The organism is Pseudacidovorax sp., assembly GCF_017991995.1.
Lineage (GTDB): Bacteria > Pseudomonadota > Gammaproteobacteria > Burkholderiales > Burkholderiaceae_C > Xenophilus.
Genome location: NZ_JAGOPN010000019.1, coordinates 75,186 through 100,705, shown reverse-complemented (window position 1 = coordinate 100,705; position 25,520 = coordinate 75,186). Strand labels below are relative to the sequence as shown.

Here is a 25,520-nt window from a genome sequence, read left to right as displayed (position 1 = left end):
TCCGTTGCGGGCGGCTGCGCGTCTCATGGCCCCGCCTTCACGCGCTCGTACACGGTCTGCGCCCGCAGCCGGAACAGGTCCGAGGCGAACAGCAGGCTTTCCGAATGGCCGACGAAGAGCAGCCCGTCGGGCTCCAGCAGGCGGGCGAGCTTGCGCAGCACCTGGTATTGCGTGGGCTTGTCGAAATAGATCATGACGTTGCGGCAGAAGATGGCGTCGAAGGGCGCCAGCGCAGGCCAGTCGGGCGCCAGCAGGTTCAGCGGCCGGAAGGCCAGAAGGGCCCGCAGCTCGGGCCGCACGCGCACCCGGCCCGCGTTGGCGCCGGTTCCGCGCAGGAAGTGGCGCTGCAGTTGATCGGGCGGCAGCCGCTCGACGCGCTCCTGGTCGTAGACGCCGGCCTCGGCCGTCGCCAGCACGCGGGTGTCCAGGTCGGTCGCCAGGATCTCCAGCGGCGGACTGGGGCTGGCCCACTCCTGCGCGGCGGCCATGGCGATGGAATACGGCTCCTCGCCGGTGGAGGCGGCGCAGCTCCACACGCGAAGCGCCCGCTGCCGCCGCAGGCCGCGCAGGTGGCGCATCAGCACCGGAAAGTGGTGCGGCTCGCGGAAGAAGGCCGTGAGGTTGGTGGTCAGCGCGTTGACGAACTGCTCCCACTCGGGCTGGGCGGCATCGCCTTCCAGCGCGTCCAGGTAGTCGCGAAAGCGCCCGATGCCGCAGCTGCGCAGCCGCCGCGACAGCCGGCTGTAGACCATCGCCTCCTTGCTCTCGGCCAGGGCGATGCCGGCACGCGCGTGGATCAGGCGGCGCACGCGATCGAAGTCGGCCGGGCCGTAGTCGAACTCGCGTGCGGACACGGTCGGCGCATGCATGGCGGCGGCGGAATTGCTCACTGCGCCACGTGGGCCAGCAGCGCCTCCAGGTCCAGCAGCATGACCATGCGGTCCTGCAGCGTGGCCAGGCCGGTGATGCACGACAGGTCGACCGCGGCCATGTCGGGCCGGGGCTGCACCTGCTCGGCCGCGAGCGTGACCACCTCCGAGACGCCGTCCACCACCATGCCGATGACCTTGGCCCCGACGTTGACGATGATGACGGCGGTGAAGCGGTCGCAGTCGGCCTGCGGCAGGCCGAAGCGCAGCCGCAGGTCCACGATGGGCACGATGGCGCCGCGCAGGTTGATCACGCCGCGCACCGCCGGATCGGCCTGCGGGATGCGGGTGACCGGCTCGTAGCTGCGGATCTCCTGCACCTTGAGGATGTCGATGCCGTAGTGCTCGGTGTCGAGCCGGAAGGTGAGGATGCCGGTCTGCGCCATCTGGGCGGCGAGTTCGGCGGCGGGAATGGCGGATTCGGCAGCGCGCATGAGGAGCCTCAGGCAGGAAGGGGTTCGGTGGAAAGGAAGGCGCCCGCGCTCTCCAGCGGCGACGGCAGGCGGCCGGACGAGGCCGCCTGACGGCCCAGTCCCGCCGCATCGAGGATCAGCGCGACGCGGCCGTCGCCCATGATGGTGGCGCCCGAGATGCCCGCCACCTTGCGGTAGTTGGCCTCCAGGCTCTTGATGACGACCTGGTGCTGGCCCAGCAGCGCGTCCACGAAGAGTGCGACGCGCTGACCCTCGGTCTCCAGCACGATGAAGATGCCGTCCGCGCCGGGCGGCGTGCCGCCGGGCAGGCCCAGCACCTCGTGCAGCGCCACCACGGGCAGATAGCGCCCACGGATGCGCAGCACGCGGCCCGCGCCGGCCACGCTGCGCACGGCGTCGCCCTCGGCCCGCAGCGATTCGACGATGAAGGCCAGCGGCACGATGAAGACCTCGCCGCCGCAGGCCACCGACAGGCCATCGAGGATGGCCAGCGTGAGCGGCAGCCGTACCGCGATGCGCGTGCCGCGGCCCTTCTCGCTGTGGATGTCCACCCGCCCGCCCAGGGCCTGGATGTTGCGGCGGACCACGTCCATGCCCACGCCGCGGCCCGAGACGTCGGTGACCGCCGCCGCGGTGGAGAAGCCGGCCTCGAAGATCAGCGCCCACACCTGCGCATCGGTGGGCTGCTCGGGCACGGCCATGCCGCGCTCGCGCGCCTTGGCCAGGATGCGCTCGCGGTCAAGCCCGCGGCCGTCGTCGGCCACCTCGATCACGACGCTTCCGCCCTCGTGCCGGGCCGCGAGGGTGATGGAGCCCGCCGCCGGCTTGCCTGCGGCCAGGCGCTCGGCGGGCAGTTCCAGCCCATGGTCCAGGCTGTTGCGCACCAGGTGCGTGAGCGGGTCGACGATGCGCTCGATCAGGCCCTTGTCCAGCTCGGTGCCCTCGCCGTCCAGGCGGATCTCCACCTCCTTGCCCAGGCGCTGCGCCAAGTCGCGCGCCAGGCGGGGGAAGCGGCTGAACACGGCCGAGATCGGCATCATGCGGATGGCCATGGCGGCCTCCTGCAGGCCGCGGGTGTTGCGGTCCAGCAGGTCCAGGCCGCTGCGCAGCCGCTCGACCTGCTGCGGCGTGTCGCCCAGCGCATGCTGGGCCAGCATGGACTGGATGATCACCAGCTCGCCCACCAGGTTGATGATCTGGTCGACCTTGTCGACGCTCACGCGGATGGAGCTGGATTCGTGACCCGCATGCGCCGCGCCCGCCCCGGCCGAGGGCGCCGGCAGGCCGGCGGACGCGGCCACGGCGGGCGGCTCGGCCATGGCGGACGACGCTGGCAGCACGGCACAGACGTCGGCGACCGCACCAGCACCAGCACCAGCGCCCGCGCCCGGCACCGGCCGGGCCTCGGCCGAGGGCTCGGGCACGTCGTCGAAGAAGCCGAAGGCCACGCCCTCGCCGGCCAGGGACCCGGCGGCTTCAGTCGCTTCGTTCGCTTCGCCGGCGCCAACCACAGGCGCGGGCAGCGCGGCGGACGGCGGCGTCGCCAGCGGCGCCTCGGCCGGGAGGGCCGGCCAGGCCGCCGGCGCGGGCACCGCCACCGGACCGGCCAGCGCCGACAGTTGGGCCCGCGCCGCCTCCACCTGGGGCGCCGGCACCGCGGCCTGGCCCTCGAAGGCGGCGATCTGCGCCCGCATCACGTCGGTGCCCACCAGCAGCGCATCGACGATGTCGGCGCTGAGCGCCAGCCGCTGGTCGCGCAGCCGGTCCAGCAGCGACTCCGCCACATGCGCGAGCCCGGCGACCTCGTCGAGGCCGAAGGTGGCGGCCCCGCCCTTGATGGAATGCGCCGCCCGGAACAGCGCGTTCAGCATCTCGCCGTCGACCCGGTTGGGGCTGAGGGCGAGCAGCAGCGACTCCATCGCGTCCAGGTGCTCGCGGGCCTCCTCCACGAAGATGCCGACGAATTCGCTGAGATCCACTTTCATGGCCGCGCTCCTGCAGTGCCGCTCACGCCAGCACCTTGCCGATCACCGCGATCAGCGTCTTCGGGTCGAAGGGCTTGACCATCCAGCCCGTCAGGCCTGCCGCGCGGCCGGCGGCCTTCATCTCGACGCTGGACTCGGTGGTCAGCATCAGGATCGGCGTGCGCGCATGCTGCGCCTGCCCACGCAGACGGCGGGTGAAGGTCAGGCCGTCCACATGCGGCATGTTCTGGTCGGTGACGATGGCGTCCACGTGCACGCCGCCGGCCAGCTTGTCCAGCGCCTCGGCACCGTCGGCGGCCTCGACCACGGCGTAGCCGCCCATGCGCAGCGTCATCGCCACCATCTGGCGGATCGAGGGGGAATCGTCCACGGTCATGACGGTCTTGTTCATGGCTTGCTTCTCCCCGCGCGTCAGAAGGATTCCCAGCCCGCTTCGGCCCCGGCACCGGCCAGCACGGGCGCGGGGGCCGACAGACGCCGCGGTGCCGGCCTGGCGCGCCCGGCCGGGCCGGTGGCGGCCACGGCGGCCGTCGCGCCGCGGGGCTTGCGCGCGGGCGGCGCCGCGGCCACCGTGGCATCGGCACCCAGGCGGAAGACCGCCACGCTGCGCACCAGGTGCTCGGCCTGCTCCTTGAGCACGGCGGCGGCGGCCGACAGTTCCTCCACCACCGCGGCGTTCTGCTGCGTGGCCTGGTCCATCTGCACCACCGCCTGGCCCACCTGGGCCACGCCCAGGCTCTGCTCGCGGCTGGCGGCGCTGATCTCGCCGGCCACCTGGGCCACGCCGCGGATCGCGCCCACCACCTGCTCCATGGTGCTGCCGGCCTGGTCGGCCAGGTCCGAGCCGTGGGCCACGGTCTCCACGCTGGCGGTGATGAGCGACTTGATCTCCTTGGCCGCCTCGGCGCTGCGCTGGGCCAGCGCCCGCACCTCGCTGGCCACCACCGCGAAGCCGCGGCCCTGCTCGCCGGCGCGTGCGGCCTCCACGGCCGCGTTGAGCGCCAGGATGTTGGTCTGGAAGGCGATGCCGTCGATCACGCCGATGATCTCGGAGATGCGGCCCGCGCTGTCGGCGATGCCGCGCATGGTCTGCACCACCTGCGCCACCACGGTGCCGCCCTCGGCCGCCACCTGCGAGGCGCGCGTGGCCAGCTCGCTGGCCTTCTGCGCATGCTCGGAGTTGTGGCGCACGGTGGTGTTGAGCTGCTCCATCGAGGCGGCCGTCTCCTCCAGCGCCGAGGCCTGCTGCTCGGTGCGGGCCGACAGGTCGCTGCTGCCCGCCGCGATCTCGCGGCTGGCCGAGGCCAGGCCGTCGGCATTGCGGCGCACTTCGCTGACCACCGAGGCCAGCTTGCCGCGCATGGCCTCCAGGCTGTGCAGCAGGCGGGCCGTCTCGTCGCGGCCCTCGGCATGGACGCGCGCGGTCAGGTCCCCCGCCGCCACCGATTCGGCTACGCCCGAGGCGCCGGCGATGGGCCGGGTGATCGAGCGCGTGACCAGCACCGAGCACAGCCCGCCCAGCAGCACCGCCGCCAGGCCACCGATCACGATCATCCATTCGCCGCTGCGCAGCGTGTCGATCGTGTGCTGGCGATGGCGGTTGCCGTCGGCCCGGATGTCCTCGCTCACGCGCTCCAGGGCCGCCAGGTAGGCATCGCCGTGCGCGACGAGCGCCTGCTCCTCCTCGGCCGTCATGGCACGGCCGGCCGAATGGGCGGCGAAGAGTTCCTCGCGCAGCCGGGTGTAGGCCGCGCGGTCGGCCACCACGCGCGCGATGTGCCGGCGGCCGTCGTCGTCGGTGGCCGAGTCGGCCACGCGGCGGGCCATCTCGCCGATGCGCTGCGACGTGGCCTGGGTCTCGCGCGAGAGGGCCTGCACATAGGCGCCGTCGCGGCTGTGCAGCAGGCCCAGGGACCGCACCATGTTCAGCCGGATGTCGGCCGCCCACTGCTGGGCCAGCACCTCGCGCTCGTGGACGACGTTGGCCTGGTAGTCCAGCGCCTCGCGCAGCGTCCGCAGCCGCGAGACGCCCAGGGCCGCCACCAGGCCGGTGACGATCAGCACGAGAAGGAAGGCCGCCGCGAGCCGGCTGCCGGTCTTGAAGTTGTTCAGGCGCATGAGGACGCTTTCGGGTCAGAAGAATTCATGGGTGCCCGCGCCGGGGGCGCCAGGCGTGGGGCAGGCGGTGCCGTGCGCATCGCCCCAGGCGGCCGCGGGCGGCCAGGCCGGCAATCGCCGCGCCGCGCCGGTCGAGGCGGTGTCGGCGGCGGCATGGCGCAGGGCACCGGCCAGCTGCGACTGCCGCCGCTGGGCGGCCTGCAGCAACTGGCCCAGCGTGTCTTCGGCCTGCAGGGCCACCATCACCTGCCGCAGGGCCGTGCGGACCGCGACGTCCGAATCGGTCTGCGCGCCGGCCACCTGCACGAAGCCGGCGCGCAGGTCGCCCATGGCCTGCGCCAGCATGGCGCCGGCCAGCGCCAGCTCCTGGGCGCCCGCCTCGAGTTGCGCCGCCAGGCTGCGGCTGTCGACGGGCAGTGGCGCGTTCATGCGGCGCCCCACAGGCCCAGCAGCCCCTCGGCGTAGCCGTCCACCTCGACCTTGAACACGGCCCGGCGCAGGCGCGCGGTGGCGGGCGGCAGCAGGGCGGCGACGGCGGGCTCGCCGAAGGCGGTCTGCAGCAGGGTCAGGCGGCCGGCGTCGTCGCGCACGATCAGCCGTGCCCCCACGTTGAGCACCTCGGCGAAGTTCTCGCGCAGCGTGTCGTCCAGGACGCCGGCGCGCACCCGGTCGTCGGCGGCGTCGGCCGGCACCAGCGACAGCGCGGCCGCCAGGTGCGCGGCCAGCGGCAGGTCGGCCGCGAGCCAGGCCAGCGGCGCGCGGTCGCCGCCGTGGTAGCTGCCGGCGGCCGCGAAACGGCAGCGGGTGGCGGCCGGCTGCATCGACGCCTCCACGGCGCGCCGCAGCAGCAGGCCGAGCGAGCGCTCCACCTGGGCCGCCGTGGGCAGGGACAGCATCATGGCGGCCGCCGTCATTCGAGCAGGTCCACCAGCGCCACGCGGAAGTCCTCGGCGCTGAAGGGCTTGCCGATGAGGAAGGCCGCCCCGGCATCGAAGGCCTGCTGCTGCATCTCGGCGCTGACCTCGGTGGTGACGAAGCCGAAGGGCGTCGTCGACGCCTCGGCGCGCAGGGCATGGAGCAGCTCGATGCCGGTCATCGCGGGCATGTTCCAGTCCGAGATGATCAGTTCGGGCGACTCGGCATGGGCGGCCGCCAGCGCCTGCTGGCCGTCGGCGGCCTCGACGATGTGGTGGCCGCGGAAGCCGGCCTCGCGCAGCATGTGGGCGATGACCTGCCGCATGGCGCGGCTGTCGTCGGCGATCAGGATCTTCATGGCGACTCCTTGGATGAGGCCTCAGGCATGGGCCAGGCGGGAGGCCGGGGGCAGGTCGTCGGCGAAGGCGCCGGCGCCCTCCTCGCCGGCGTCGTCGAAGGCGCCGGCGTGGGCGGCGGGGGCCGTCCGGCCGCCCGCACCGGCGCCGCGGAACACGCTCACCGCCTGGCCCAGGTGCTGGGCCTTCTCCTCCAACGCGGCGGAGGCGGCGGCCACCTCCTCCACCAGCGCGGCGTTCTGCTGCGTCACCTGGTCGAGCTGGATCACCGTCTGGTTGATCTGCTGGATGCCGGCGGTCTGCTCGGCGCTGGCCGCGGCGATCTCGCCGATGAAGTCGGTGACGCGCTTGACGCTGTCGACCACCTCGCCCATGGTGCTGCCGGCCTCGCCCACCAGGCGCGTGCCGGCGTCCACCTTGGCCACGGCGTCGTCGATCAGCGCCTTGATCTCGCGCGCGGCCTGGGCCGAGCGCTGCGCCAGCTGGCGCACCTCGGCCGCCACCACCGCGAAGCCGCGGCCCTGTTCGCCGGCGCGGGCGGCCTCCACCGCGGCGTTGAGCGCCAGGATGTTGGTCTGGAAGGCGATGCCGTCGATCACGTCAATGATCTCCACCACCCGCTTGGACGAGCCGTGGATCGAGGCCATGGTCTGCACCACCTGCGCCACCACGCCGCCGCCCCGGGCCGCCACCTGCGAGGCAGAGACCGCCAGCTCGTTGGCCTGGCGCGCGTTCTCGGCGTTCTGGCCCACGGTGCTGGTGAGCTCCTCCATCGACGCGGCCGCCTCCTCCAGCGCGCTGGCCTGCTCCTCGGTGCGCGAGGACAGGTTCAGGTTGCCCTGCGCGATCTCGGTCGAGGCGGTGCTCACGCCTGCCACGCCGCTGCCCACGTCGGCGATGACGGCGACGAAGTTGGCGCTCATCTGGTTGAGGGCGCTGACCAGCGCCCGCGTCTCGTCGCCGCGGCGCAACACGAAGCGGCGCGGGTCGGCGCTGGCGATGGCGCGGGCGGTGCGCACTGCGGCATCCAGCGGGCCGAGCACGGTGCGCTCCAGCATCAGGCCCAGCACCGTCCAGGCCAGGGCCGAGGCGGCGGACAGGCCGGCGAGCAGGCCGGTCGCCGATCCGGCCGCGCCGCTCCAGGCCAGCCACGCACCCACTGCGGCGCTGGCCGCCGCCAGCGTGCCCGTGGCCCAGGCCATGCGCCGGCGCAGCGGCAGGCGGCGCAGTGCGGCCATGGGATCGGCCCAGACCGGGCCGACCGGCTCGCCCTGGCGCACGCGCAGCCGGCTGCCGCCCTTGCGCAGGCGCTCGTAGAGCTGCTCGGCGGCGCGCACATCCTCGGGCGAGGGCCTGTTGCGCACCGACATGTAGCCCTCGATGCGGCCATCGGCGCAGATGGGGCTGGCGTTGGCCCGCACCCAGTAGAAGTCGCCGTTCTTGCAGCGGTTCTTGACGATGCCGGTCCACGGCAGGCCCTGCGCCAGCGTGGCCCACATGTCGGCGAAGACCTCCGGCGGCATGTCGGGGTGGCGAATGATGTTGTGCGCCCGGCCCAGCAGCTCCGATTCGGCGAAGCCGCTGATGTCCACGAAGGTGCCGTTCACGTAGGTGATGCGGCCCTTGAGGTCGGTGCGCGAGACCATGAAGCCGTTGGCCGGCAACTGGCGCTCCTGGGTGGTGATCGGCAGGTTGATCCGCATCGCTGTTCCTTGGCTGTCCGGCGCTGCCCGGGCAGATCCGGACAGGTCGTGGAAACAGATTGGAGCTAACAATACGTGACAAATCGTTTCTTCTCTGTGTCTTTTGTCGCCCGGGAAAGGCAGGCCGCCGTTTCTTGATTTGCGTCAATTTCATGTCCCAAATGAGCTCGCAGCATGGGGAGAACGCCCATGGCAGCGACCGGCATGCGCCCGCGGAGCCCCTGCGCCGCGGTCGGATGTTCAGATTCAGGACAGAACGGCTTGTTACCTTTTGCCTGACCCTGTGTCACCTGCCGGTCACGCACAGCGGCACAACCACGAGACAAGCCGAACACCTTTCTCCATGCCTTCCAACCCTTATCCGACCTTTCACGTCCTCGTCGTCGGCGCCGACGGGGCCGCGCGCGCCGCCCTGTGCGCCCGGCTCGGGCGCACAGGCCACCGCGTGCGCCCCGTGGCCGGGGTGGGCGAGGCCGTCGCCTGGCTGGGCTCGGGCATTCCCACGGACGTGCTGCTGTGGCTGCCGGGCCCGGGCGAGTGGGAGCCCGAACGGGCCTGTGCCCGCCTGCGTGCCGGGGACCCGTGGCTGCCCATCGTGTCGCTGCTGGAGGCGCCGGACGAGGCGCGCGCCATCGAGGCCTTCGCGGCCGGCATGGACGACTGCCTGCATCTCGGGCTGAGCGACGCCCTGCTGGAGGCCCGGCTGGCACGCCAGGCCCAGCGCTCGGCCCTGCTGGCCGACTGGCGGCGCCAGCTGCAGCGCCAGCGCGGCATCCAGGACAACATCGCCGACGCCGTCGTCACCGTGGACGCGCAGGCGATGGTGGTGGACGCCAACCGCGCCGCGCTGCGCCACTTCGGCGCGGCCGGCGCGCGCAGCCTGGCCGGCCAGCCACTGGAGGCCGTCATCGGCGCGGCGCCCGGCCAGCTCGCCACCGGCGAGCGCCTGTGGCTGCGCACGGCCGACGGCAACGGCTTCTGGGCCCAGGCCAGCGCCAGCCGCTGGTGCGAGGGCGGCGCCGTGCGCACGACCTGGGTGCTGCGCGACCTGACCGAGGCGCTGCGCAACGAGCGCATGCGCGACGAATTCCTGGCCAGCGTCAGCCACGAGCTGCGCACGCCGCTGACCTCCATCCTCGGCGCCGTCGGCCTGCTGGCCTCGGGCGTGGCCGGCCGGCTGCCGCCGACCGCACAGCCCCTGGTGGCCGCCGCGCAGCGCAACGGCGAGCGCCTGGGCAAGCTGATCGACGACGTGCTGGACCTGGCCAAGCTCGAAGGCGACCGCATGACCCTGCATTGCCAGTCGCAGGCGCTGGCCCCGCTGGCCGGCGAGGCCGTGAGCGCCGCGCAGGCCTATGCGGCGCGTGCCGGCGTGCAGCTGCGGCTGCGCTGCCCGGCCACCACGCCGGTCACGGGCCGCGGCGCCAGCGTGGATGCCGACCGCCTGCTGCAGGTGCTGGCCAACCTGATCTCCAACGCCATCAAGCATTCGGCGCCCGGCCAGACGGTGCTCATCGAGCTCAGCGACACCGGCGACGGCCAGCGCATCGCCGTCACCGACCAGGGCCGCGGCGTGCCGGCGGCGTTCCGCTCCCACCTGTTCGAGAAGTTCGCCCAGGCCGAGGGCGGCGACCAGCGCGGGCCCGGCGGCACCGGCCTGGGCCTGCACCTGGCGCGGCTGCTGGTACAGCGCATGGGTGGACGCATCGGCTACGCGCCCGGCGCCGGCGAGGTCGGCTCCACCTTCGACGTCTGGTTCCCGGCCGAACCGGCCCCGCAGCCGGCCCGCGCGAGGGCGGTGCCATGAGCGTTCACCCGGCTGTTCCGAAGAGTGCCTGCACCGCAGGCGAAGCCGACGGTGTTCGGATCGACGCCCCCCTCGACGGCGACGACGCGCTGCGACGCGTGATGTGCGTGGAGGACGACGACGACATCCGCTACATCCTCGACTTCAGCCTGCGCGAGATCGGCGGCTACGAGGTCTGCGCGGTGGGCAGCGGTGCCGAGGCGCTGCAGGCCGCCCCCCGCTTCCGGCCCGACCTGGTGCTGCTGGACGTCATGATGCCGCAGCTGTCCGGCCCCCAGACCCTGCAGCAGCTGCGGCAGCTGCCCGGCATGGAAGGCGTGCCGGTGGTCTTCCTCACTGCCAAGGCGATGCCCGAACAGCTGGAGGAGCTGCTGCGCCACGGTGCCACCGGTGTGATCGTCAAGCCCTTCGACCCCGTGCGCCTGCCGCAGGACATCCGCATGTACTGGGAGCACGGCCGTGGGCCCCGGGGCTGACCGCGGCGGGCCCGCCTACGCGGCGCTGCGCCGCCGCTTCCTCGACGGCCTGCCCCAGCGCCGGGCGGCCATCCTGGAGGCCGCCGATGCCCAGGGCCGCCAGCAGGCGCTGCACCGCCTGGCCGGTGCCGCCGGCAGCTACGGCTTCGCCGCGCTGGGCGAGCTGGCGCGCCATGCCGAAGGGCAGACCGACCCGGCCGGCATCCGCCAGGCCCTCGATGCACTGGAGGCCGCCCTCGACGGCCTGATCGCCCCCGCCCGCGACGGAGACACGCCACCATGGAAATCAGCAGCCACCCCGCCGGACACGACATCGTCGTGATCGCCCTGCGCGAGGCCAACCTCGACGCCAGCAACGTGCGCGAGTTCAAGGAGACCATGCAGGCCCTGGTCGGCCCCACGGCGACGCGGGTGGTGTTCGACCTGCAGGGCGTGAAGTTCATCGACAGCTCGGGCCTGGGCGCGCTGATCTCCTGCCTGCGGCAGCTCAATGCCCGGCGTGGCGACCTGCGGCTGTGCAACCTCACGCCCACGGTGCAGGCGCTGCTGGCACTGATGCGCATGAACCGCGTGTTCCAGATCTTCCCGGACCGGCAGGATGCCGTCGCCTCCTTCGACTGAGGCGGGCCAGGACGCAGGTCCGCACCCGCGCGCCGACGCCGGCCCCGACGCCGCACTGGAACGCGCCCTGCGCCGGCGCGAGCAGCAGTTGCGCTGGGTGGGCCTGCTGGTGGCCGTCGCGGTGCTGCTGACGCTGGCCACCCGGCTTGCGCTGGGCTGGAACAATCTGCGCGACGAAGCGCGGGAACATGCCCGGCTGCATGCCGCGGCGCTCGCCAGCCTGGTGGACGCCAGCCTGGACCGGGCGGAAGCGGCCACGCGGGCCCTGGCAGCGGCCATGCCGGCCGGCCCGTTGCCGGCCGCGCCCGGGGCGGCCGCGCTGCCTGCCACCGCCGGGGAAGGCCTGCGGCCACCATGGGACCACGAACTGCTGGCGGTGCTCGCGCTCGACGAGCGCGGCGCAGGCCTGACGCAGGGCGGGGCGACACTGCTGCCGCCGCCCGCCAGTCTGGGGCTACCGGCCACGGCCTCCGCCTGCGACCCGTGCGTCGGCCGGCGGTTGTCCGCGGCCGCACTGCCCCCCGCCCTCGCGCAACGTGCGCCGGGCGGGGTCGTGCCGGTGCTGCGCTCCCTGCCGGGCCAGCGAGGCTGGGCCGTGGCCCTCCTGCAGGCCGACGGCCTGGACCGGCTGACCGAGGCGCTCGCCCAGGAGCGTGGGGGTTGGGCCGTGCTGGTCGGCCGCAGCGGCGAGGTGCTGACGGCCAGCGCGCGCGCGCCCTGGCAGGCCGGCACGCAGGCCGGTGCCGTGGCCGCCGGCGACCTGGCCGCCGAGCAATGGCTGCCGCAGCGGCCCCTGAAGGTCCTGGTCGTCCAGCCCCGACAGCCGCTGCTGCAGTACCTGCTGCGCCAGATCCGCCCCGGCGTGGCCCTGACCCTGTTCACACTCGCCATCGTGCTGCTGGCGCTGCGCGCGCTGCGCCGCAGCATCGCCAGCCAGCGCACGGCGCGCGCCACCCTGGCGCGCCTGCATGCGCAGGGCGAGCAGCGCGCCCAGCGCTGGCGCCGCGCGCTGGCGGCGTCGGGCGACGCGCTGTGGGAATGGCGGCTGCCCGACGGCCGGGTCGACCTGAGCGAGCGCTGGGCCGCCATGCGCGGCGAGCCGCCGGCCGAATGCCGCTACGACAGCGCCGCCTGGCTGGCCCTGCTGCATCCCGAGGACCGGCACACACTGGCGGACCGGCTCGCCCGCCATCTGCGCCGGGAGCTCGCCAGCCTGCACTGCGAGGCCCGCGTGCGCTGCGCCGACGGCCGCTGGAAGTGGATGCTGCTGCGCGGCGTGGCCCTGCCCGTGACGCGCGGCGGCCAGGAGGCCATGCATGTGCTGGGCTTCGTCACCGACATCGCCGACCAGCGCGCCAACGAGGCGGCCCTGAGCACCGCCCAGGCCCGGCACCAGGCCGTGCTCGACAGCGCACTCGACGCCGTCGTCACCGCCGACGCCCGCGGCAAGGTGGTCGACTTCAACCCCGCGGCCGAACGCATGTTCGGCCTGCCGCGCGAGCAGGCGCTGCACCGCCCCATCCACCGCCTGCTGGCACCCGGCGAGGCCCGGCGCGCCATGCGCCAGCGGGCGATGCACGCCCTGCGCGGCGCCGGCGTGGGCATGCATGGGGGCGGCCGCATCGACGTGATGGCGCTGCGGGCCAACGGCGAGCACTTCCCGGTGGAGGCCACGGTGGTGGCGGTGCGCGCCGGCGCGCAGACGCTGTTCACCGCCACCATGCGCGACATCTCGGAGCAGCGCCGCGTGGAGCGCGCCCTGCGCGACAGCGAGGTGCGCGCCCGCGCCACCTTCGAGCAGGCGGCCGTGGGCATCTTCCTGCTGGACGAGCGGCAGCAGCAGCTGGTGCGCGTCAACCAGACGCTGTGCCGCCTGCTCGGCCGCGACGCCGCCGCGCTGCTGGGCCTGCCGCTGCAGCACCTGCTGCATCCGCTGGACGCACCCGCCGTGATGGAAGGCACCGAACGGCTGTTCGACGGCGCCGGTTCCAGCCTGCGGCTGGAGGCGCGGCTGGTGCGCGCCACGGGTCGGCCGCTGTGGGTGCGGCTCACGGCTTCGCTGGCGCACGACGACCGCGGCCGCGTGCTCTACCTGATCGGCATCGTCGAGGACATCGAGGAGCAGCGCCAGCACCGCGAGGACCTGCGCGCCGCGCGCCAGCTGGAGGTGATGATCAGCGCCCGCATCCAGGCCTCGCTGCTGGTGGCCGCGCCTGCCGTGGACCTGCCGGGCCTGTGGCTGAGCAGCTTCAACCATGCCTCGCAGGACATCGACGGCGACTTCTTCGAGGTGATGCGCCCGGGCCCGCGCTGCGTGGACCTGATCGCCGGCGACGTGATGGGCAAGGGCGTCAATGCCGCGCTGCTGGGCGCGGCCGTGAAGATGCAGTTCAGCCGCTCGCTCGTGGAACTGATGATGCAGCCCGCCGCCCGCGACGCCACGCCCGAGCCGGCCGACATCCTCAACGCCGTGCACGCGGCCATGACACCGCACCTGCAAGCGCTGGAGACCTTCGTCACCCTGGCCTACGTGCGCATCGACCTGGCGCGCGGCCTGCTCACCTGGTGCGGCTGCGGCCATGAGGAGGTGATGCACATCGGCCCGGGCGGCGCCGTAGCGCTGCTGCGCAACCAGCATCCGCCACTGGGCGTGCTGGCCGACACCCGCTTCACGCAGGAAAGCCGGCCCGTGGGCCCGGGCGACGCCCTGCTGCTGCATTCCGACGGCCTGTGCGACGCCCGCCTGGCTGACGGCGAGCGCGTGGGCGTGCAGCAGGTGCATGCCGCCTTCCGCCGGCTGGCCCAGCACCATGCCACGCCGGCCGCCATGCTGCACCGCATGCGCCAGCAGTTGCTGGCCGGCACCATGCTGACCGACGACGTGACGCTGGCCACGGTGCGGGTGTTCGACCCGCAGCAGCCCGTTCAGCGCCTCGAACTGCCCGCCGAGCCGGGGGCCATCGGCGCCCTGCGGGCCCTGGTGGACCGCGGCCTGGCCGAGGCCGGCCAGACCTCGCCGGCCAGTGGCCTGTTCACCGTGGCGGTGGTGGAGGCCTTCACCAACATCGTGCGCCACACGCGCGGGCGGCTGCCGCAGGCGCCGGTGGAGGCGCTGCTGCGGCGGCCGCCCGACGCGCTGGAGGTGTCGCTGATCCACATCGGCGAGCCCTACGTGCCGCCCGAGGACGAGCTGCCGACCAACTTCGACGAGTACCCCGAAGGCGGCTTCGGCCTGACCATCATCCGCAAGGCCTGCGACCAGGTCGACTACCTGCACCACGACGGCGTGAGCACCGTGCGGCTCACCCGCTGGCTGGACGAGGCCGCTCCTGGCGGGAGTTTGCAGTCCCGTCACGATCTGGCCGCCCCCTCGGCCGTCCAATCCCAGGACCGCCCCCAACCCCACTCCCAGCCCGCATGAACATCGCCCTCCTGGAAGACGACCCCGATCAGCGGGACCTGGCCACCCTGTGGCTCAGCCACGGCGGCCATCAGGTGACCAGCTTCGGCAGCACCGGCGAGCTGATCCGCGAGCTGGGCTCGCGCCGCTACGACCTGCTGGTGCTGGACTGGACGCTGCCCGACGGCACTGGCGGCGACGTGCTGACCTGGCTGCGCAACCGCCCGGGCGTGCAGCCGCCGGCCATCGTGCTGACCTCGCGCGACGAGGAGGCGCACGTGGTCGAAGGCCTGAACAGCGGCGCCGACGACTACCTCGTCAAGCCCGCGCGCCCGGCGGAGCTGCTGGCCCGCATCAGCGCCCTGAGCCGCCGCGCACGCACGCGCGGCCCCCAGGTGCTGGAGCTGAACGGCTACCGCGTGGACCTGGTGCAGCACCGCATCGCCGTCGACGGCACGGCGGTCGACCTGACGCAGAAGGAATTCGACCTGGCCGTCTACCTCTTCCAGAACCCGGGCGTGCTGCTGTCGCGCGAACACCTGCTCAACCGCGTCTGGGGCAGGACGGCGGACGTGACCACCCGCACGGTGGACACCCACATCAGCCGCCTGCGCCGCAAGCTGCGGCTGGACGGCCAGGGCCCGCTGCGCCTCACGCCGGTGTACGGCCAGGGCTACCGGCTGGACGCGGTCGAGCCGGCCGGCGCCGAGGTGGACACCGGCGCGGACCCGCAAGCTGGAACGGCCCTGCACACGCCCGCATGCGTCGCCGAACCGGCGGCCGGGCAGCCGGCCGCCTGTACAGACGCCGGCCCGGCCCCCGGCGCCGACGAAGCCGCCGGGTGGGACACCACCGCCGCCGCGGGCATCGACTGCTGCCCGGGCGTGCTCGCCCAGGGTGGCCCCGCCGAGCCCCGCGAAGTGCTGGACCACCTGGCGCGCGCCGCGCGCTTCCGCGATGGCGAGACGGCCTCGCACATGGTGCGGGTGGGCTTCCTGGCCTGGGCCCTGGCCCTGGCGGCCGGCTGCAGCCCCGAAGCCGCACTGCTGCTGCGGCAGGCCGCGCCCATGCACGACGTCGGCAAGATCGGCGTGGCCGATGCGCTGCTCAAGCACCCGGGGCGCTTCTCGTCGGACCAGCACCGGCAGATGGAGGCCCACACCGTCATGGGCGCCGAGATCCTCGGCGGCTCCGACCTGCCGCTGCTGCGCCTGGCCGCCGAGATCGCCCTGACCCACCACGAGCGCTGGGACGGCGGCGGCTACCCGCGCGGCCTGCGGGGCGACGCCATTCCGCTGCCGGGGCGCATCACGGCCCTGGTCGACTTCTTCGATGCGATGGTGAGCGAGCGCCGCTACCGCGCGCGCATGAAGCCCGACGAGGTGCTGCGCCTGCTGCATGCGCAGAGCGGCGCGGCCTTCGACCCCAAGCTGGTGTCGATCTTCATCCGCCACGGCGAGCGCATGGCACGGGTGTGCGAGCAGGTGATGGAGCGCGGCCTGGGCTTCGGCGCGCTGAGCGACCCGCATTCGCTGGACTTCGCGGCGCTGCCAGTCGGCGCTTGAGGCGCCGGGCGGCCGCGCTCCCGAGCGACCGGCCCGCCCCGGCCGATCGCGTTGCACGGGCGCAGCGCGCGCCATGGCGGATGGCAGGCGCAATCCGTGTGGGCCAACAGCGCAAAAGAGGTATCGGCTGACAACGACGGCTGTCACCTTTTCCTACACTTTTGGACGCTCCCGCATCCCCATCCCTACAAGGGAGCATTCAACGAGGGCCTCCCCATGAACCCGGAAACCGCGGCCCTTGTCCGTGCTCTGAACGACGATGCCACCGCCGTGGTCGAGGAATGGATGCGCGAGCTCCAGGCCACCACGCAGGGCGGCCTGCATGCCAGCGCCAAGGCCGAGGCCACGGCCGTCGCCGATGGCCTGCGCAGCGCCCTCGAAGCCGGGGGCGATGCGCAGTCGCTCCAGGGCCCGGCCTGGCAGGCGCTGCGGCGCACGCTGGAGCAGCTGTCGGCCAGCCGCGCCGCCAAGGGCGATTCGGCCGGCGCCACCAGCGTCTTCGTTCTGGGGCTCAAGAAGCCCCTCTTCGGCCGCCTGCAGCAGGCCTTCGCGCAGGACCCGGCCGCCATGGGCAGCGCCCTGTGGACGCTCTCCGCCCTGGTCGACCGCCTGGCGCAGCACACGGCCGACACCTTCCAGCAGTCGCGCGAGGACGTCATCCGCCGCCAGCAGGAGGACCTGCTCGAACTCTCCACCCCGGTGGTCAAGCTCTGGGACGGGGTGCTGGCCGTGCCGATGATCGGCACGCTGGACAGCAACCGCACCCAGGTCGTCATGGAGACGCTGCTGCAGACGGTGGTGGACACCGGCTCGGCGCTGGCCATCATCGACATCACCGGCGTGCCGACGGTGGACACGCTGGTGGCCCGCCACCTGCTCAAGACCGTCACGGCCATCCGCCTGATGGGCGCCGACTGCATCATCAGCGGCATCCGCCCGCAGATCGCGCAGACCATCGTGCACCTGGGCATCGACCTGCAGGGCATCGTCACCAAGGCCACGCTGGCCGACGCGCTGGCGCAGGCCCTCAAGACCAACGGCTGGCGCATCAGCCGCGAGGCCTGAACCCCATGGACCGCATCCCGATCCTGCGCATGGGCCAGACCCTGCTGGTCACCATCCAGATCGACCTGCAGGACCAGACCGCCATGGCATTGCAGGAAGACCTCGCCAACCGCATCGCGGCCACCGGCGCCAACGGCGTGCTGATCGACATCTCGGCGCTGGAGGTGGTCGATTCCTTCATCGGCCGCATGCTCAGCACCATCTCGGGCACGGCCGCCATCCTCTCGGCCACCGCGGTGGTGGTGGGCATGCAACCGGCCGTGGCCATCACCCTCGTCGAGCTGGGCCTGTCGCTCGACGGCGTGCGCACCGCGCTGGACGTCGAGCGCGGCATGGCGCTGCTCGATCGCCTGCGCGCCCAGCCGGGAGCCCGCCTTGGCGCCTGAACCCACCGGCACCCTGCCGCTGGCCAGCGAGCAGCACATCGTCGCCAGCCGGCAGACGGTGCGCGCCCTGTGCCAGGAGCTGCGCTTCTCGCTGGTGGAGCAGACCAAGATGGTCACCGCCGCCAGCGAGCTGTCGCGCAACACGCTGATCCATGGCGGCGGCGGCCGCATGCACTGGGCCGTGCTGCAGGAAGGCGCGCGCCGCGGCCTGCAACTGCGCTTCGAGGACGAAGGCCCCGGCATCGCCAACATCGACCTCGCCATGTCCGACGGCTACACCTCCGGCGGCGGCATGGGCCTGGGCCTGCCGGGCAGCAAGCGGCTGGTGAACGACTTCGACATCCGCTCCACGCCTGGCCAGGGCACTTGCGTGAGCATCGTGAAGTGGAAGTGATCCGCGGCTGGACGCACCGCGCGTTCCCCATCGAGGACCTGAGCTTCGTCGGCGAAGCCCGGCGCCATGTGGCGCGCCTGGCCGCCGAGCGCGCCTGGCCCGAGCACGACGCCGCCCGCGCCGCGTTGGTGGCCACCGAGCTGGGCACCAACCTGGCCAAGCATGCGCAGGCCGGCCAGCTGCTGGTGGCCGCGCGCGATGCGCTGGGCGACATCGAGCTGATCGCCGTGGACCGCGGCCCGGGCATGCCCGACCTGGCGCGCTCGATGCGCGACGGCTTCTCCACCACCGCCACGGCCGGCACCGGGCTGGGCGCCATCGCGCGGCAGAGCGAGGGGTTCGACCTCCATTCGCTGCCCGGCATGGGCACCGTCTGCCTGGCCCGCGTGCGGCCGAGCACGGGCACGGCCGTGGCCGCCCCGGCCCGGGCGGACGCCTTCGACTGGGGCGCCGTGTGCGTGCCGGTGCGCGGCGAGACCGCCTGCGGCGATGCCTGGATGCTGGCCTTCGACGGCCGCCGCGCCGCGGCCCTGCTGGCCGACGGGCTGGGCCACGGGCCCGAGGCGCAGGTCGCCGCCCAGGCGGCGCTGGACGGTTTTGCCAGCCGCCCCTTCGACGACGGCGCGGCGACGATGCAGTCCGTGCACGAGCGCCTGCGCACCACCCGGGGCGCGGCCGTGTTCGGCCTGTGGATGGAGGGCGATTCACTGCGCTACACCGGGGCCGGCAATGTGGCGGGCCGGTTGGTCTCGGGCACCGCCGACAAGGCCCTGGCGACGGCCCACGGCACGCTGGGGCTGCAGGTGCGCCGCTTCGACATGACTCCCGCGACGCGGCCGCCGCATGCGCTGGCCCTGCTGCACAGCGACGGCGTGCAGACCCGCTGGCCCGGCGCCGCGCTGGCGCCGCTGCTCGCGCGCGAGCCCACGCTGCTGGCGGCGCGCATCTTTGCCGACCATGCCCGCGGCCGCGACGATGTCTGCGTCGTCGCGCTGCGCCCCAAGGAGGGCCCATGACCGAATCTCCGCAAACCGACGCGCGGGTGCTGCAGCTGCAGCAGCGCCTGCAGGCCGCCGAAGCGGAGGCTGCCCTGCTGCGGGAGGAGCTGGAAGAGACCAACCGCGGCGTGGTCGCCCTCTATGCCGAGCTGGACGAACAGGCCATCGCCCTCAAGCGCGCCACCGAACTCAAGAGCCGCTTCCTGTCGCACATGAGCCACGAGTTCCGCACGCCGGTCAATGCCATCCGCAGCATCGCGCGGTTGCTGAGCGACGAGGTGGACGGCCCGCTCTCCGACGAGCAGCGCCGGCAGGTGCAGTTCATCCAGACCTCGGCGCGCGAGTTCGCCGAGATGGTGGACGACCTGCTCGACCTGGCCAAGATCGAGGCCGGCCGCGTGGAGATCTCGCCGGCCTGGTTCGAGATGGTCGACCTGTTCTCGGCGCTGCGCGGCATGTTCCGGCCCATGCTGGAGAACCAGCAGGTCAGCCTCGCCTTCGAGGAGCCGAGCGACCTGCCGCGGCTGTACACCGACGACCGCAAGCTCTCGCAGATCCTGCGCAACTACGTCTCCAACGCCCTCAAGTTCACGCCGCAGGGCGAGGTGCGCGTGGCGGCCTGCCGCCTCGGCGAGGACCGGGTGCGCTTCTCGGTGAGCGACACCGGCATCGGCATCGCCCCGGAGCACCAGGCCTCGGTCTTCGACGACTTCTCGCAGGTGGATTCGCCGATGCAGAAGCGCCTGCGCGGCACCGGCCTGGGCCTGGCGCTGTGCCGCCAGCTGGCCGGCCTGCTGGGCGGCGAAGTGGGCGTGGAGAGCGAACTGGGCCGCGGCTCCACCTTCTGGCTCACCCTGCCGATGCAGCTGCCGGATGCGCCGGCGCCCGCGCCCGCGCGCACGGGCGCGCCTGCCGATCAGCCGGAGGTCGCGTGGAAACCACCCGTGTGATCCACACCACCATCGACCGGGGTGCCCACCGCATCCTGGTGGTGGACGACCATCCGACCACGCGCTACTCGACCGCTCGCACGCTGCGCGCGGCCGGCTTCGCCACCGAGGAGGCGGCCTCCGGCGGCCAGGCACTGGCGCTGGCCGCCCAGGGCATGTCGGCGCTGGTGCTGGACGTGCACCTGCCCGACGTGGACGGCTTCGAGGTCTGCCGGCTTTTGCGCGAGGACCCGCGCACCGCCAGCCTGCCGGTGATCCACCTGTCGGCCACCTTCGTCCAGGACCGCGACAAGGTGGCCGGCCTCAACGCCGGCGCCGACGCCTACCTGGTGCACCCGGCCGAGCCCGCGGTGCTGGTGGCCACGCTGCAGGCGCTGATCCGCGCGCGCAGCGCCGAGGACCGGCTGCGCCAGAGCGAGAGCCGCTTCCGCGCCATCTACAACCAGGTGCCCGACGGCATGGCCCTGCTCGATGCCGCCGGCCGGCTGGACGACGTGAATCCCGCCCTGGCCTCGCAGTTGGGCCGCGCGCCCGAGGCGCTGATCGGCCTGCAGCTCGCCGCCCTGGCGGTGCCCGGCGCGGCGGCCCAGGTGCAGGCCTTCGTGGCCCAGGCCGCGGCCGCCCAGGGGGGCAGCCCCGGCAGTGTGCGGCGCGCCGAGTTCCCGCTGCTGCATGCCGACGGCCACGAGGTGCCGCTGGCCTGGAGCCTGTCGCCGCACGGCGCCACCGGGCTGCTGGTGGCGGTGGCGGTGGACATCTCCGACCGCCTGGCGCTGGAGCGCGCGCGCCAGGAGGTGCTGGAGCGCGAACAGGCCGCCCGCGCCATGGCCGAGCGCCACAGCCGCACCAAGGACGACTTCGTGGCCGTGCTCTCGCACGAGCTGCGCACGCCACTCAATGCCATCAGCGGCTGGGTGCACATCCTGCAGAAGCATGGCGGCCGGCCCGACCTGATGGCCAAGGCGCTGGACGCCATCGCCCGCAGCGTCAAGGCGCAGAGCCGCATCATCTCGGACATCCTCGACGTCTCCCGCGTCAATGCCGGCAAGCTGCGGCTGCACCGCGAATGGACCGACCCGGTGGAACTCACCCATGCGGCCATCGACGCGCTGAAGGACGACATTGCCGCCCGCTCGCTGCGCGTGCTGCCGCAGGCCGACGACGATGCACGGCAGAGCGCCTGGCTGGACCCGACGCGCTTCCAGCAGATCGTGTGGAACCTGCTGAACAACGCGATCAAGTTCTCGGTCAACGGCGGGCGCATCGACGTGACGCTGCGGCGCGAAGGCCGGCAGCTGACGCTGGAGGTGCAGGACCAGGGCAAGGGCATCGCGCCCGACTTCCTGCCGCACCTGTTCGACCGCTTCGCCCAGAGCGACGGGCCCGACAACCGCCTCCATGGCGGCCTGGGCCTGGGCCTGTCGATCGTCAAGCGCCTGGCCGAGCTGCACGGCGGCGCCGTGCAGGCCTTCAGCGAGGGCGAAGGCCGCGGTGCCCGGCTGGTGGTGCGGCTGGATGTGGCGCCGGAGGACATGCCCGCGCAGCCCGTCAGCACCGAGCCCTCGGCCGAGAGCGGCCCGGCGACCCACCGCGACCAGCCCCTCGCCGGCCAGGACGTCCTGGCCGTGGAGGACAGCCCCGACGCCGCCGAAATGCTGCAGGTGGTGCTGCACGAGGCTGGCGCGCAGGTGCGCGTGGTGCACGACCACGACAGCGCCCTGGCCGCCATGCGCGAGCGCTGGCCCAGCCTGCTGGTCAGCGACATCGGCTTGCCCGGGCGCGACGGCTACGAACTGGTGCGGGCCCTGCGCCGACTGGAGGCCAAGGCCGGCCATCCACGTGTGCGCTGCGTCGCGCTCACCGCCTTCTCCCGTCCGCAGGACCGCGACCGTGCGCTGGAGGCCGGCTTCGACGCGCATGTCTCCAAGCCGCTGGACACGCATGCGCTGCTGGCGGCGTTGCGCGAGGGTGGTTGAGCGGCCCGCGGGCCGCCCCGCGCTCGACACGCGCGAGTCTGTCTTAGACTGCGCAGAATTCTGCACTCTCAAGGAGCCGGCCATGGGCTTTTCAGCCAGCGACGTCGTGCCTTTTACCCAGGCACGCGCCAACCTCTCGGAGTTGGCCGACCAGGCCAAGGCCGGTGCCGAAAAGATCATCACCAAGAACGGGGAAAGCTACGTCGCGCTCATCGACGCCGACCGGCTGGACTACTACCACCGCCTGGAGCGGGAGCGCATCCACCTGCTGCTGATCGACGATGCCCGACGCGGCATCGCCGACATCGAGGCCGGCCGCACCTACGGGGCCGATGCGGCCCTTGCCCAGCTTCAACAGCGCCGCGCGGCCGTCCCCACTGGCAAAGCCGCCAGGAAGCGTGGCTGAGGCTCTGCATCGGGTCGAACTGACCGCAAGCTTCCTGGAGCGGCTGGACGCCATCGAGGCCTTTCTGGCAGAAGCCGACGCGGCATTCGCCTTCGATGATCTGCTGGCCGGCCTGCGTGCCACGGTCATCCCCAATCTGGCCCGGTTCCCCCGCATCGGCCGGCGCTACCTGGACAACCCGCCGCAGTCGGCCGAAGCACTGGCCCAGCTCGCAGCACTGCCGGCCGGCGCAGCCAGTGCTCTGCGCGAGTACCTGCATGGCGACTACCTGATGCTCTACACCGTCATGGACGCCAGTGCGACGGTCTATCTGCTGTCCATCCGGCACCACCGCCAGCTTTCATTCGACTTCGCCCGCCTGTGGCCGGGCGCCCACCCGCAGGAGCGGCGCTGAGCTTTCATGTCCTACCTCTATCAAGTCCCGCCACAACGCACAAGCGAGCGAAATCATGGCTGAAATCACCCGCCGCCGCACCGGCGAATTTCTGCGCGAGCTCTTCAGCATCCTAATGTCAGCGCCAGAAGGCATGCGAGGCAGTGAAGCATTGCAGGTGCTGGCCAGCAGCGTCACCTTGTCACCCTACGAGGCCGACAGCTATGAATCCGGCGGGCGCCGCTTCGAGAAGATCGTCCGCTTCGCCACGGTCGATTGCGTCAAGGCGGGCTGGTTGGTGAAGGACAAGGGCATCTGGACCATCACCGAGGCAGGCCAGGCGGCCCATGCGGAACTGCAAGACCCCGAGGCCTTCTACAAGCGTGCCTGCAAGCTGTACGCGGAATGGAAGGCCGCACAGCCTGACTCCGAGGGCAGCGCTGCGGAGGTGGCCGCCGCCGCGAATGCGGTGAACGACGTGGACAACAACGCCAAGGCGGCGAGTGTCACCTTCGACGAGGCCGAAGAGCAGGCCTGGGCAGAGGTGTCGCAGTACCTGCGCGCGATGAATCCTTACGACTTCCAGGAACTGGTGGCCGACCTGTTGCGCGCCCCACGTCAGCTGGGTGTCGCCGCCCGGCAAGGATGGTGGCGTGGACATCCTGGCCTGGCCCGATGCGCTGGGCACGCGCCCGCCGCGCATCAAGGTTCAGGTGAAGCGACAGCAAAACACCGTCGGCGTCGAAGGCCTGCGGTCTTTCATGGCCGTGCTGGGCGATGACGACGTAGACCTGTTCGTCTGCACCGGCGGTTTCACCAAGGATGCCGAGGCCGAAGCCCGCACGCAGGAAAAGCGACGCATCACCTTGATCAGTCTTGAGAAGCTGTTCGACCTTTGGGACGAGCACTACGACAAGCTGACCGACAGGGCCCGGCGCCGGCTGCCGCTGCGCTCGATCCGCTTTCTGGCGCCGGGCGGTTGAGCGGACAAGGGGACATGCATGAGGGAACCGCCCTTTTCGTTGCCGGCGGGTCCTGCTTTACGAGACTGAGGAGGTTGTACCCGGGCGGGATGCCGGCTCGGCAGTAAATTCAGAAGGACCGACAGAATACGCGGGCCCCGGTTGCCGGCGAGTAGTTGCTGCAGCCTGAGGGTGGGGCTGATGTAGAAAGAAGATGAGCAGTGCCGGGAATTTTTGGCATTCCAAGTTCCGTATGCCAAGGGAATATGGATAAGGTCGAGGCATCGCCCGAACCTTTAAAAATCCCTCAAAAAGTCAATGCTCGGAAACATTATCTCAAGCCTTCAGCGGTATTCTGACGAACTCCACCGGGATAGGCACCCATATTTGAAACCTGAAGTTCAGCTATTCGGCTTGAAATGGACCGTCAAAGAGGCCGGCTTCGGTTGCCGCCCCAGCCCGACCCAGACGTCCATTGAAATGCTTAAAAACCCGCCGCCGATTTTTGGCGTTGCGCCGCCCCCGCCACCCCCTTCAGCTCCGCCGTCATCAAACCCCGGAATCAATGGAAACGGTGCGGCGAAGGGCACTACACATGCCGGTGCAGCAGGAATTCAAAGGCCTTCGCTAGCGCAGAATTCGAACGGCAACATTATCGATAAGAAGGAAAACTGTCCCGTTGTGCCACCGTTCGATATGCTGGATTTGCCGACCGGCATGCGGGCAATGGGTTTTACAAAGGCGGCCTACTGCGCCGACCGTTGGTTCCGTGGTCAAGCTCATGTGATTAAGGATGGTTCGGCGGATATCGAGTCTCTTCAATTCTTGGACACCGACACTTTCAAACTGGATTGGATATTGAGTTTCGGGCTGGTGAAGAGAAAATTCGATGCACTCAAGGATGCCGACACAAATGCACCCGAAAACATATACAACAATAAATCTAGGGAGGCGCTTAAAAATGTCCTTAAGAGATTCGTCGACAAGCACAATAATTCCTGCCCCAGCCCCTTGTCCACTTGGAGTTATTCAGAACAGGACATTCAAAAGCTGCACCGTGATTTTCAATTCCAGAGAATTAAGGTGACAATGGTGGATGTACTGGGAGGGATATTGGAAATATCCCAAGGAAAGATAAAGAATTCCCAGATCATGAACGATCTGGCTGCATCGCTGGCGAACTTCTACTTTTATGCAGCGGTCGCTCACGCCACTGTTCGCACCCGTCGGTATATGCGATACGGCAGTGAAGGTCAGACGAAATGCACACAGACCACCGTGGAGGTGTCACATATCTACGTGTATGCAAAGGACGTTTACTCATTCAACGACGAGACGCAAACCTCCCAGTATTTGGGACATTGGAATCGTTATGGCGTAATAATTTCTGCGGAATCATACGCCGCAAGCCTGCTGGAAAAAGAACACGGCAGCAGATCAGAAATTTATCTTCCGCCCGTGCCCAAGAATCTGGACAGGCCACTGGACACCGGTAATAGTTTATTGGCGAAACAAGTATATTACCCAGTTAGAAACAAGGACTTTGAGACTTGGCGCCACTTGAAGAACCGTGGCGGCGACTTCGCTATTTTTTCGGACACAAGGAAGATAAAACTTGCGAAGCCTATAACCATAGATCTCGATGAAATATGCGAGATTTATCGGCGCTAACCTCGGGCCATTTTATGCGCCGGATATACA

At 71.4% G+C, this 25,520-nt stretch carries 26 protein-coding genes; 17 read left to right on the top strand and 9 right to left on the bottom strand.

From position 1 onward, the window contains the following. Positions 1-23 precede the first annotated feature (23 nt). From KBC94_RS22810 to KBC94_RS22770, 9 genes are read right to left on the bottom strand one after another with little or no spacing between them, the layout of a single operon-like run. Positions 24-869 (bottom strand): CheR family methyltransferase, encoded by an 846-nt coding sequence (locus KBC94_RS22810; protein ID WP_294375764.1) that lies wholly within the window; start codon positions 867-869, stop codon positions 24-26. Between the two features lie 17 nt (positions 870-886). Continuing rightward, on the bottom strand, positions 887-1,363 hold the full coding sequence (locus KBC94_RS22805; RefSeq protein ID WP_354319463.1) for a chemotaxis protein CheW: 477 nt from the start codon (positions 1,361-1,363) through the stop codon (positions 887-889). 8 nt (positions 1,364-1,371) lie between these two features. Beyond that, a complete protein-coding gene (locus KBC94_RS22800) occupies positions 1,372-3,348 on the bottom strand; it encodes a chemotaxis protein CheW (protein WP_294375610.1) in 1,977 nt (658 codons plus the stop codon). 22 nt (positions 3,349-3,370) lie between these two features. Continuing rightward, entirely contained in the window at positions 3,371-3,739 is a 369-nt protein-coding gene (locus KBC94_RS22795) for a response regulator (protein ID WP_294375607.1), read from the bottom strand. Positions 3,740-3,759: 20 nt separating this feature from the next. Next, complete coding sequence (locus KBC94_RS22790; RefSeq protein ID WP_294375604.1) at positions 3,760-5,466, bottom strand: methyl-accepting chemotaxis protein; 1,707 nt, start codon at positions 5,464-5,466, stop codon at positions 3,760-3,762. A 15-nt stretch (positions 5,467-5,481) separates the two neighbouring features. Then, a complete protein-coding gene (locus tag KBC94_RS22785; protein WP_294375601.1) occupies positions 5,482-5,895 on the bottom strand; it encodes a hypothetical protein in 414 nt (137 codons plus the stop codon). Then, positions 5,892-6,365, bottom strand: coding sequence for a hypothetical protein (locus tag KBC94_RS22780; RefSeq protein ID WP_294375598.1), 474 nt, complete (start codon positions 6,363-6,365; stop codon positions 5,892-5,894). Before KBC94_RS22780 ends, KBC94_RS22785 begins: the two co-directional genes overlap by 4 nt. An 11-nt stretch (positions 6,366-6,376) precedes the next feature. Next, a complete protein-coding gene (locus tag KBC94_RS22775; protein WP_294375594.1) occupies positions 6,377-6,739 on the bottom strand; it encodes a response regulator in 363 nt (120 codons plus the stop codon). A 21-nt stretch (positions 6,740-6,760) separates the two neighbouring features. Continuing rightward, complete coding sequence (locus tag KBC94_RS22770) at positions 6,761-8,440, bottom strand: PAS domain-containing methyl-accepting chemotaxis protein (RefSeq protein ID WP_294375591.1); 1,680 nt, start codon at positions 8,438-8,440, stop codon at positions 6,761-6,763. Between the two features lie 343 nt (positions 8,441-8,783). Between KBC94_RS22770 and KBC94_RS22765 the strand changes: the two genes are divergently transcribed. The 17 genes from KBC94_RS22765 (at position 8,784) to KBC94_RS22685 (ending at position 25,490) form a co-directional block, all read left to right on the top strand. Further along, positions 8,784-10,247, top strand: coding sequence for an ATP-binding protein (locus KBC94_RS22765; protein WP_294375589.1), 1,464 nt, complete (start codon positions 8,784-8,786; stop codon positions 10,245-10,247). Continuing rightward, positions 10,244-10,723, top strand: a complete 480-nt coding sequence (locus KBC94_RS22760; RefSeq protein WP_294375586.1) for a response regulator — start codon at positions 10,244-10,246, stop codon at positions 10,721-10,723. Before KBC94_RS22765 ends, KBC94_RS22760 begins: the two co-directional genes overlap by 4 nt. Further along, a complete protein-coding gene (locus tag KBC94_RS22755) occupies positions 10,707-11,045 on the top strand; it encodes an Hpt domain-containing protein (protein WP_114802715.1) in 339 nt (112 codons plus the stop codon). Before KBC94_RS22760 ends, KBC94_RS22755 begins: the two co-directional genes overlap by 17 nt. Then, entirely contained in the window at positions 11,003-11,344 is a 342-nt protein-coding gene (locus KBC94_RS22750) for an STAS domain-containing protein (RefSeq protein WP_294375579.1), read from the top strand. The genes KBC94_RS22755 and KBC94_RS22750 overlap by 43 nt, the downstream gene beginning before the upstream one ends. Then, entirely contained in the window at positions 11,322-14,765 is a 3,444-nt protein-coding gene (locus tag KBC94_RS22745; protein WP_294375575.1) for a PAS domain S-box protein, read from the top strand. Before KBC94_RS22750 ends, KBC94_RS22745 begins: the two co-directional genes overlap by 23 nt. Then, positions 14,762-16,309 carry an HD domain-containing phosphohydrolase gene (locus KBC94_RS22740; protein WP_114802718.1) on the top strand — a complete coding sequence of 516 codons (1,548 nt, stop codon included), beginning with the start codon at positions 14,762-14,764 and terminating at the stop codon, positions 16,307-16,309. Before KBC94_RS22745 ends, KBC94_RS22740 begins: the two co-directional genes overlap by 4 nt. A 216-nt stretch (positions 16,310-16,525) precedes the next feature. Further along, positions 16,526-17,374, top strand: a complete 849-nt coding sequence (locus KBC94_RS22735) for an STAS domain-containing protein (protein WP_114802719.1) — start codon at positions 16,526-16,528, stop codon at positions 17,372-17,374. Between the two features lie 5 nt (positions 17,375-17,379). Beyond that, the gene (locus tag KBC94_RS22730; protein WP_294375566.1) at positions 17,380-17,760 is read left to right on the top strand and encodes an STAS domain-containing protein; all 381 of its coding nucleotides are present in this window, start codon (positions 17,380-17,382) and stop codon (positions 17,758-17,760) included. Beyond that, positions 17,750-18,154, top strand: coding sequence for an anti-sigma regulatory factor (locus KBC94_RS22725; RefSeq protein ID WP_017757019.1), 405 nt, complete (start codon positions 17,750-17,752; stop codon positions 18,152-18,154). Before KBC94_RS22730 ends, KBC94_RS22725 begins: the two co-directional genes overlap by 11 nt. Next, a complete protein-coding gene (locus KBC94_RS22720) occupies positions 18,145-19,170 on the top strand; it encodes an ATP-binding SpoIIE family protein phosphatase (RefSeq protein WP_294375563.1) in 1,026 nt (341 codons plus the stop codon). Before KBC94_RS22725 ends, KBC94_RS22720 begins: the two co-directional genes overlap by 10 nt. Beyond that, on the top strand, positions 19,167-20,102 hold the full coding sequence (locus KBC94_RS22715; protein ID WP_114802722.1) for an ATP-binding protein: 936 nt from the start codon (positions 19,167-19,169) through the stop codon (positions 20,100-20,102). Before KBC94_RS22720 ends, KBC94_RS22715 begins: the two co-directional genes overlap by 4 nt. After that, on the top strand, positions 20,084-22,078 hold the full coding sequence (locus KBC94_RS22710) for a response regulator (RefSeq protein WP_294375558.1): 1,995 nt from the start codon (positions 20,084-20,086) through the stop codon (positions 22,076-22,078). Before KBC94_RS22715 ends, KBC94_RS22710 begins: the two co-directional genes overlap by 19 nt. Before the next feature lie 82 nt (positions 22,079-22,160). Next, positions 22,161-22,484 (top strand): type II toxin-antitoxin system Phd/YefM family antitoxin, encoded by a 324-nt coding sequence (locus KBC94_RS22705; protein ID WP_294375556.1) that lies wholly within the window; start codon positions 22,161-22,163, stop codon positions 22,482-22,484. Continuing rightward, a complete protein-coding gene (locus tag KBC94_RS22700; RefSeq protein WP_294375553.1) occupies positions 22,477-22,878 on the top strand; it encodes a type II toxin-antitoxin system RelE/ParE family toxin in 402 nt (133 codons plus the stop codon). The genes KBC94_RS22705 and KBC94_RS22700 overlap by 8 nt, the downstream gene beginning before the upstream one ends. 55 nt (positions 22,879-22,933) lie before the next feature. Further along, complete coding sequence (locus KBC94_RS22695) at positions 22,934-23,638, top strand: winged helix-turn-helix domain-containing protein (RefSeq protein WP_294375550.1); 705 nt, start codon at positions 22,934-22,936, stop codon at positions 23,636-23,638. Then, on the top strand, positions 23,520-23,840 hold the full coding sequence (locus KBC94_RS22690; protein ID WP_294375754.1) for a restriction endonuclease: 321 nt from the start codon (positions 23,520-23,522) through the stop codon (positions 23,838-23,840). The genes KBC94_RS22695 and KBC94_RS22690 overlap by 119 nt, the downstream gene beginning before the upstream one ends. 366 nt (positions 23,841-24,206) lie before the next feature. Then, on the top strand, positions 24,207-25,490 hold the full coding sequence (locus tag KBC94_RS22685; protein WP_294375545.1) for a DUF6402 family protein: 1,284 nt from the start codon (positions 24,207-24,209) through the stop codon (positions 25,488-25,490). Positions 25,491-25,520 lie beyond the last annotated feature (30 nt).

Bases quoted from the DNA above. Each gene is read 5' to 3' on its own strand.
- KBC94_RS22745 (WP_294375575.1), top strand. From the start codon at position 11,322: ATGCCGTCGCCTCCTTCGACTGAGGCGGGCCAGGACGCAGGTCCGCAC.
- KBC94_RS22730 (WP_294375566.1), top strand. From the start codon at position 17,380: ATGGACCGCATCCCGATCCTGCGCATGGGCCAGACCCTGCTGGTCACC.
- KBC94_RS22790 (WP_294375604.1), bottom strand. From the start codon at position 5,466: ATGCGCCTGAACAACTTCAAGACCGGCAGCCGGCTCGCGGCGGCCTTC.
- KBC94_RS22735 (WP_114802719.1), top strand. From the start codon at position 16,526: ATGAACCCGGAAACCGCGGCCCTTGTCCGTGCTCTGAACGACGATGCC.
- KBC94_RS22740 (WP_114802718.1), top strand. From the start codon at position 14,762: ATGAACATCGCCCTCCTGGAAGACGACCCCGATCAGCGGGACCTGGCC.
- KBC94_RS22780 (WP_294375598.1), bottom strand. From the start codon at position 6,365: ATGATGCTGTCCCTGCCCACGGCGGCCCAGGTGGAGCGCTCGCTCGGC.
- KBC94_RS22750 (WP_294375579.1), top strand. From the start codon at position 11,003: ATGGAAATCAGCAGCCACCCCGCCGGACACGACATCGTCGTGATCGCC.
- KBC94_RS22785 (WP_294375601.1), bottom strand. From the start codon at position 5,895: ATGAACGCGCCACTGCCCGTCGACAGCCGCAGCCTGGCGGCGCAACTC.
- KBC94_RS22810 (WP_294375764.1), bottom strand. From the start codon at position 869: ATGCATGCGCCGACCGTGTCCGCACGCGAGTTCGACTACGGCCCGGCC.
- KBC94_RS22800 (WP_294375610.1), bottom strand. From the start codon at position 3,348: ATGAAAGTGGATCTCAGCGAATTCGTCGGCATCTTCGTGGAGGAGGCC.
- KBC94_RS22805 (WP_354319463.1), bottom strand. From the start codon at position 1,363: ATGCGCGCTGCCGAATCCGCCATTCCCGCCGCCGAACTCGCCGCCCAG.
- KBC94_RS22770 (WP_294375591.1), bottom strand. From the start codon at position 8,440: ATGCGGATCAACCTGCCGATCACCACCCAGGAGCGCCAGTTGCCGGCC.
- KBC94_RS22775 (WP_294375594.1), bottom strand. From the start codon at position 6,739: ATGAAGATCCTGATCGCCGACGACAGCCGCGCCATGCGGCAGGTCATC.
- KBC94_RS22765 (WP_294375589.1), top strand. From the start codon at position 8,784: ATGCCTTCCAACCCTTATCCGACCTTTCACGTCCTCGTCGTCGGCGCC.
- KBC94_RS22715 (WP_114802722.1), top strand. From the start codon at position 19,167: ATGACCGAATCTCCGCAAACCGACGCGCGGGTGCTGCAGCTGCAGCAG.
- KBC94_RS22705 (WP_294375556.1), top strand. From the start codon at position 22,161: ATGGGCTTTTCAGCCAGCGACGTCGTGCCTTTTACCCAGGCACGCGCC.
- KBC94_RS22695 (WP_294375550.1), top strand. From the start codon at position 22,934: ATGGCTGAAATCACCCGCCGCCGCACCGGCGAATTTCTGCGCGAGCTC.
- KBC94_RS22795 (WP_294375607.1), bottom strand. From the start codon at position 3,739: ATGAACAAGACCGTCATGACCGTGGACGATTCCCCCTCGATCCGCCAG.
- KBC94_RS22760 (WP_294375586.1), top strand. From the start codon at position 10,244: ATGAGCGTTCACCCGGCTGTTCCGAAGAGTGCCTGCACCGCAGGCGAA.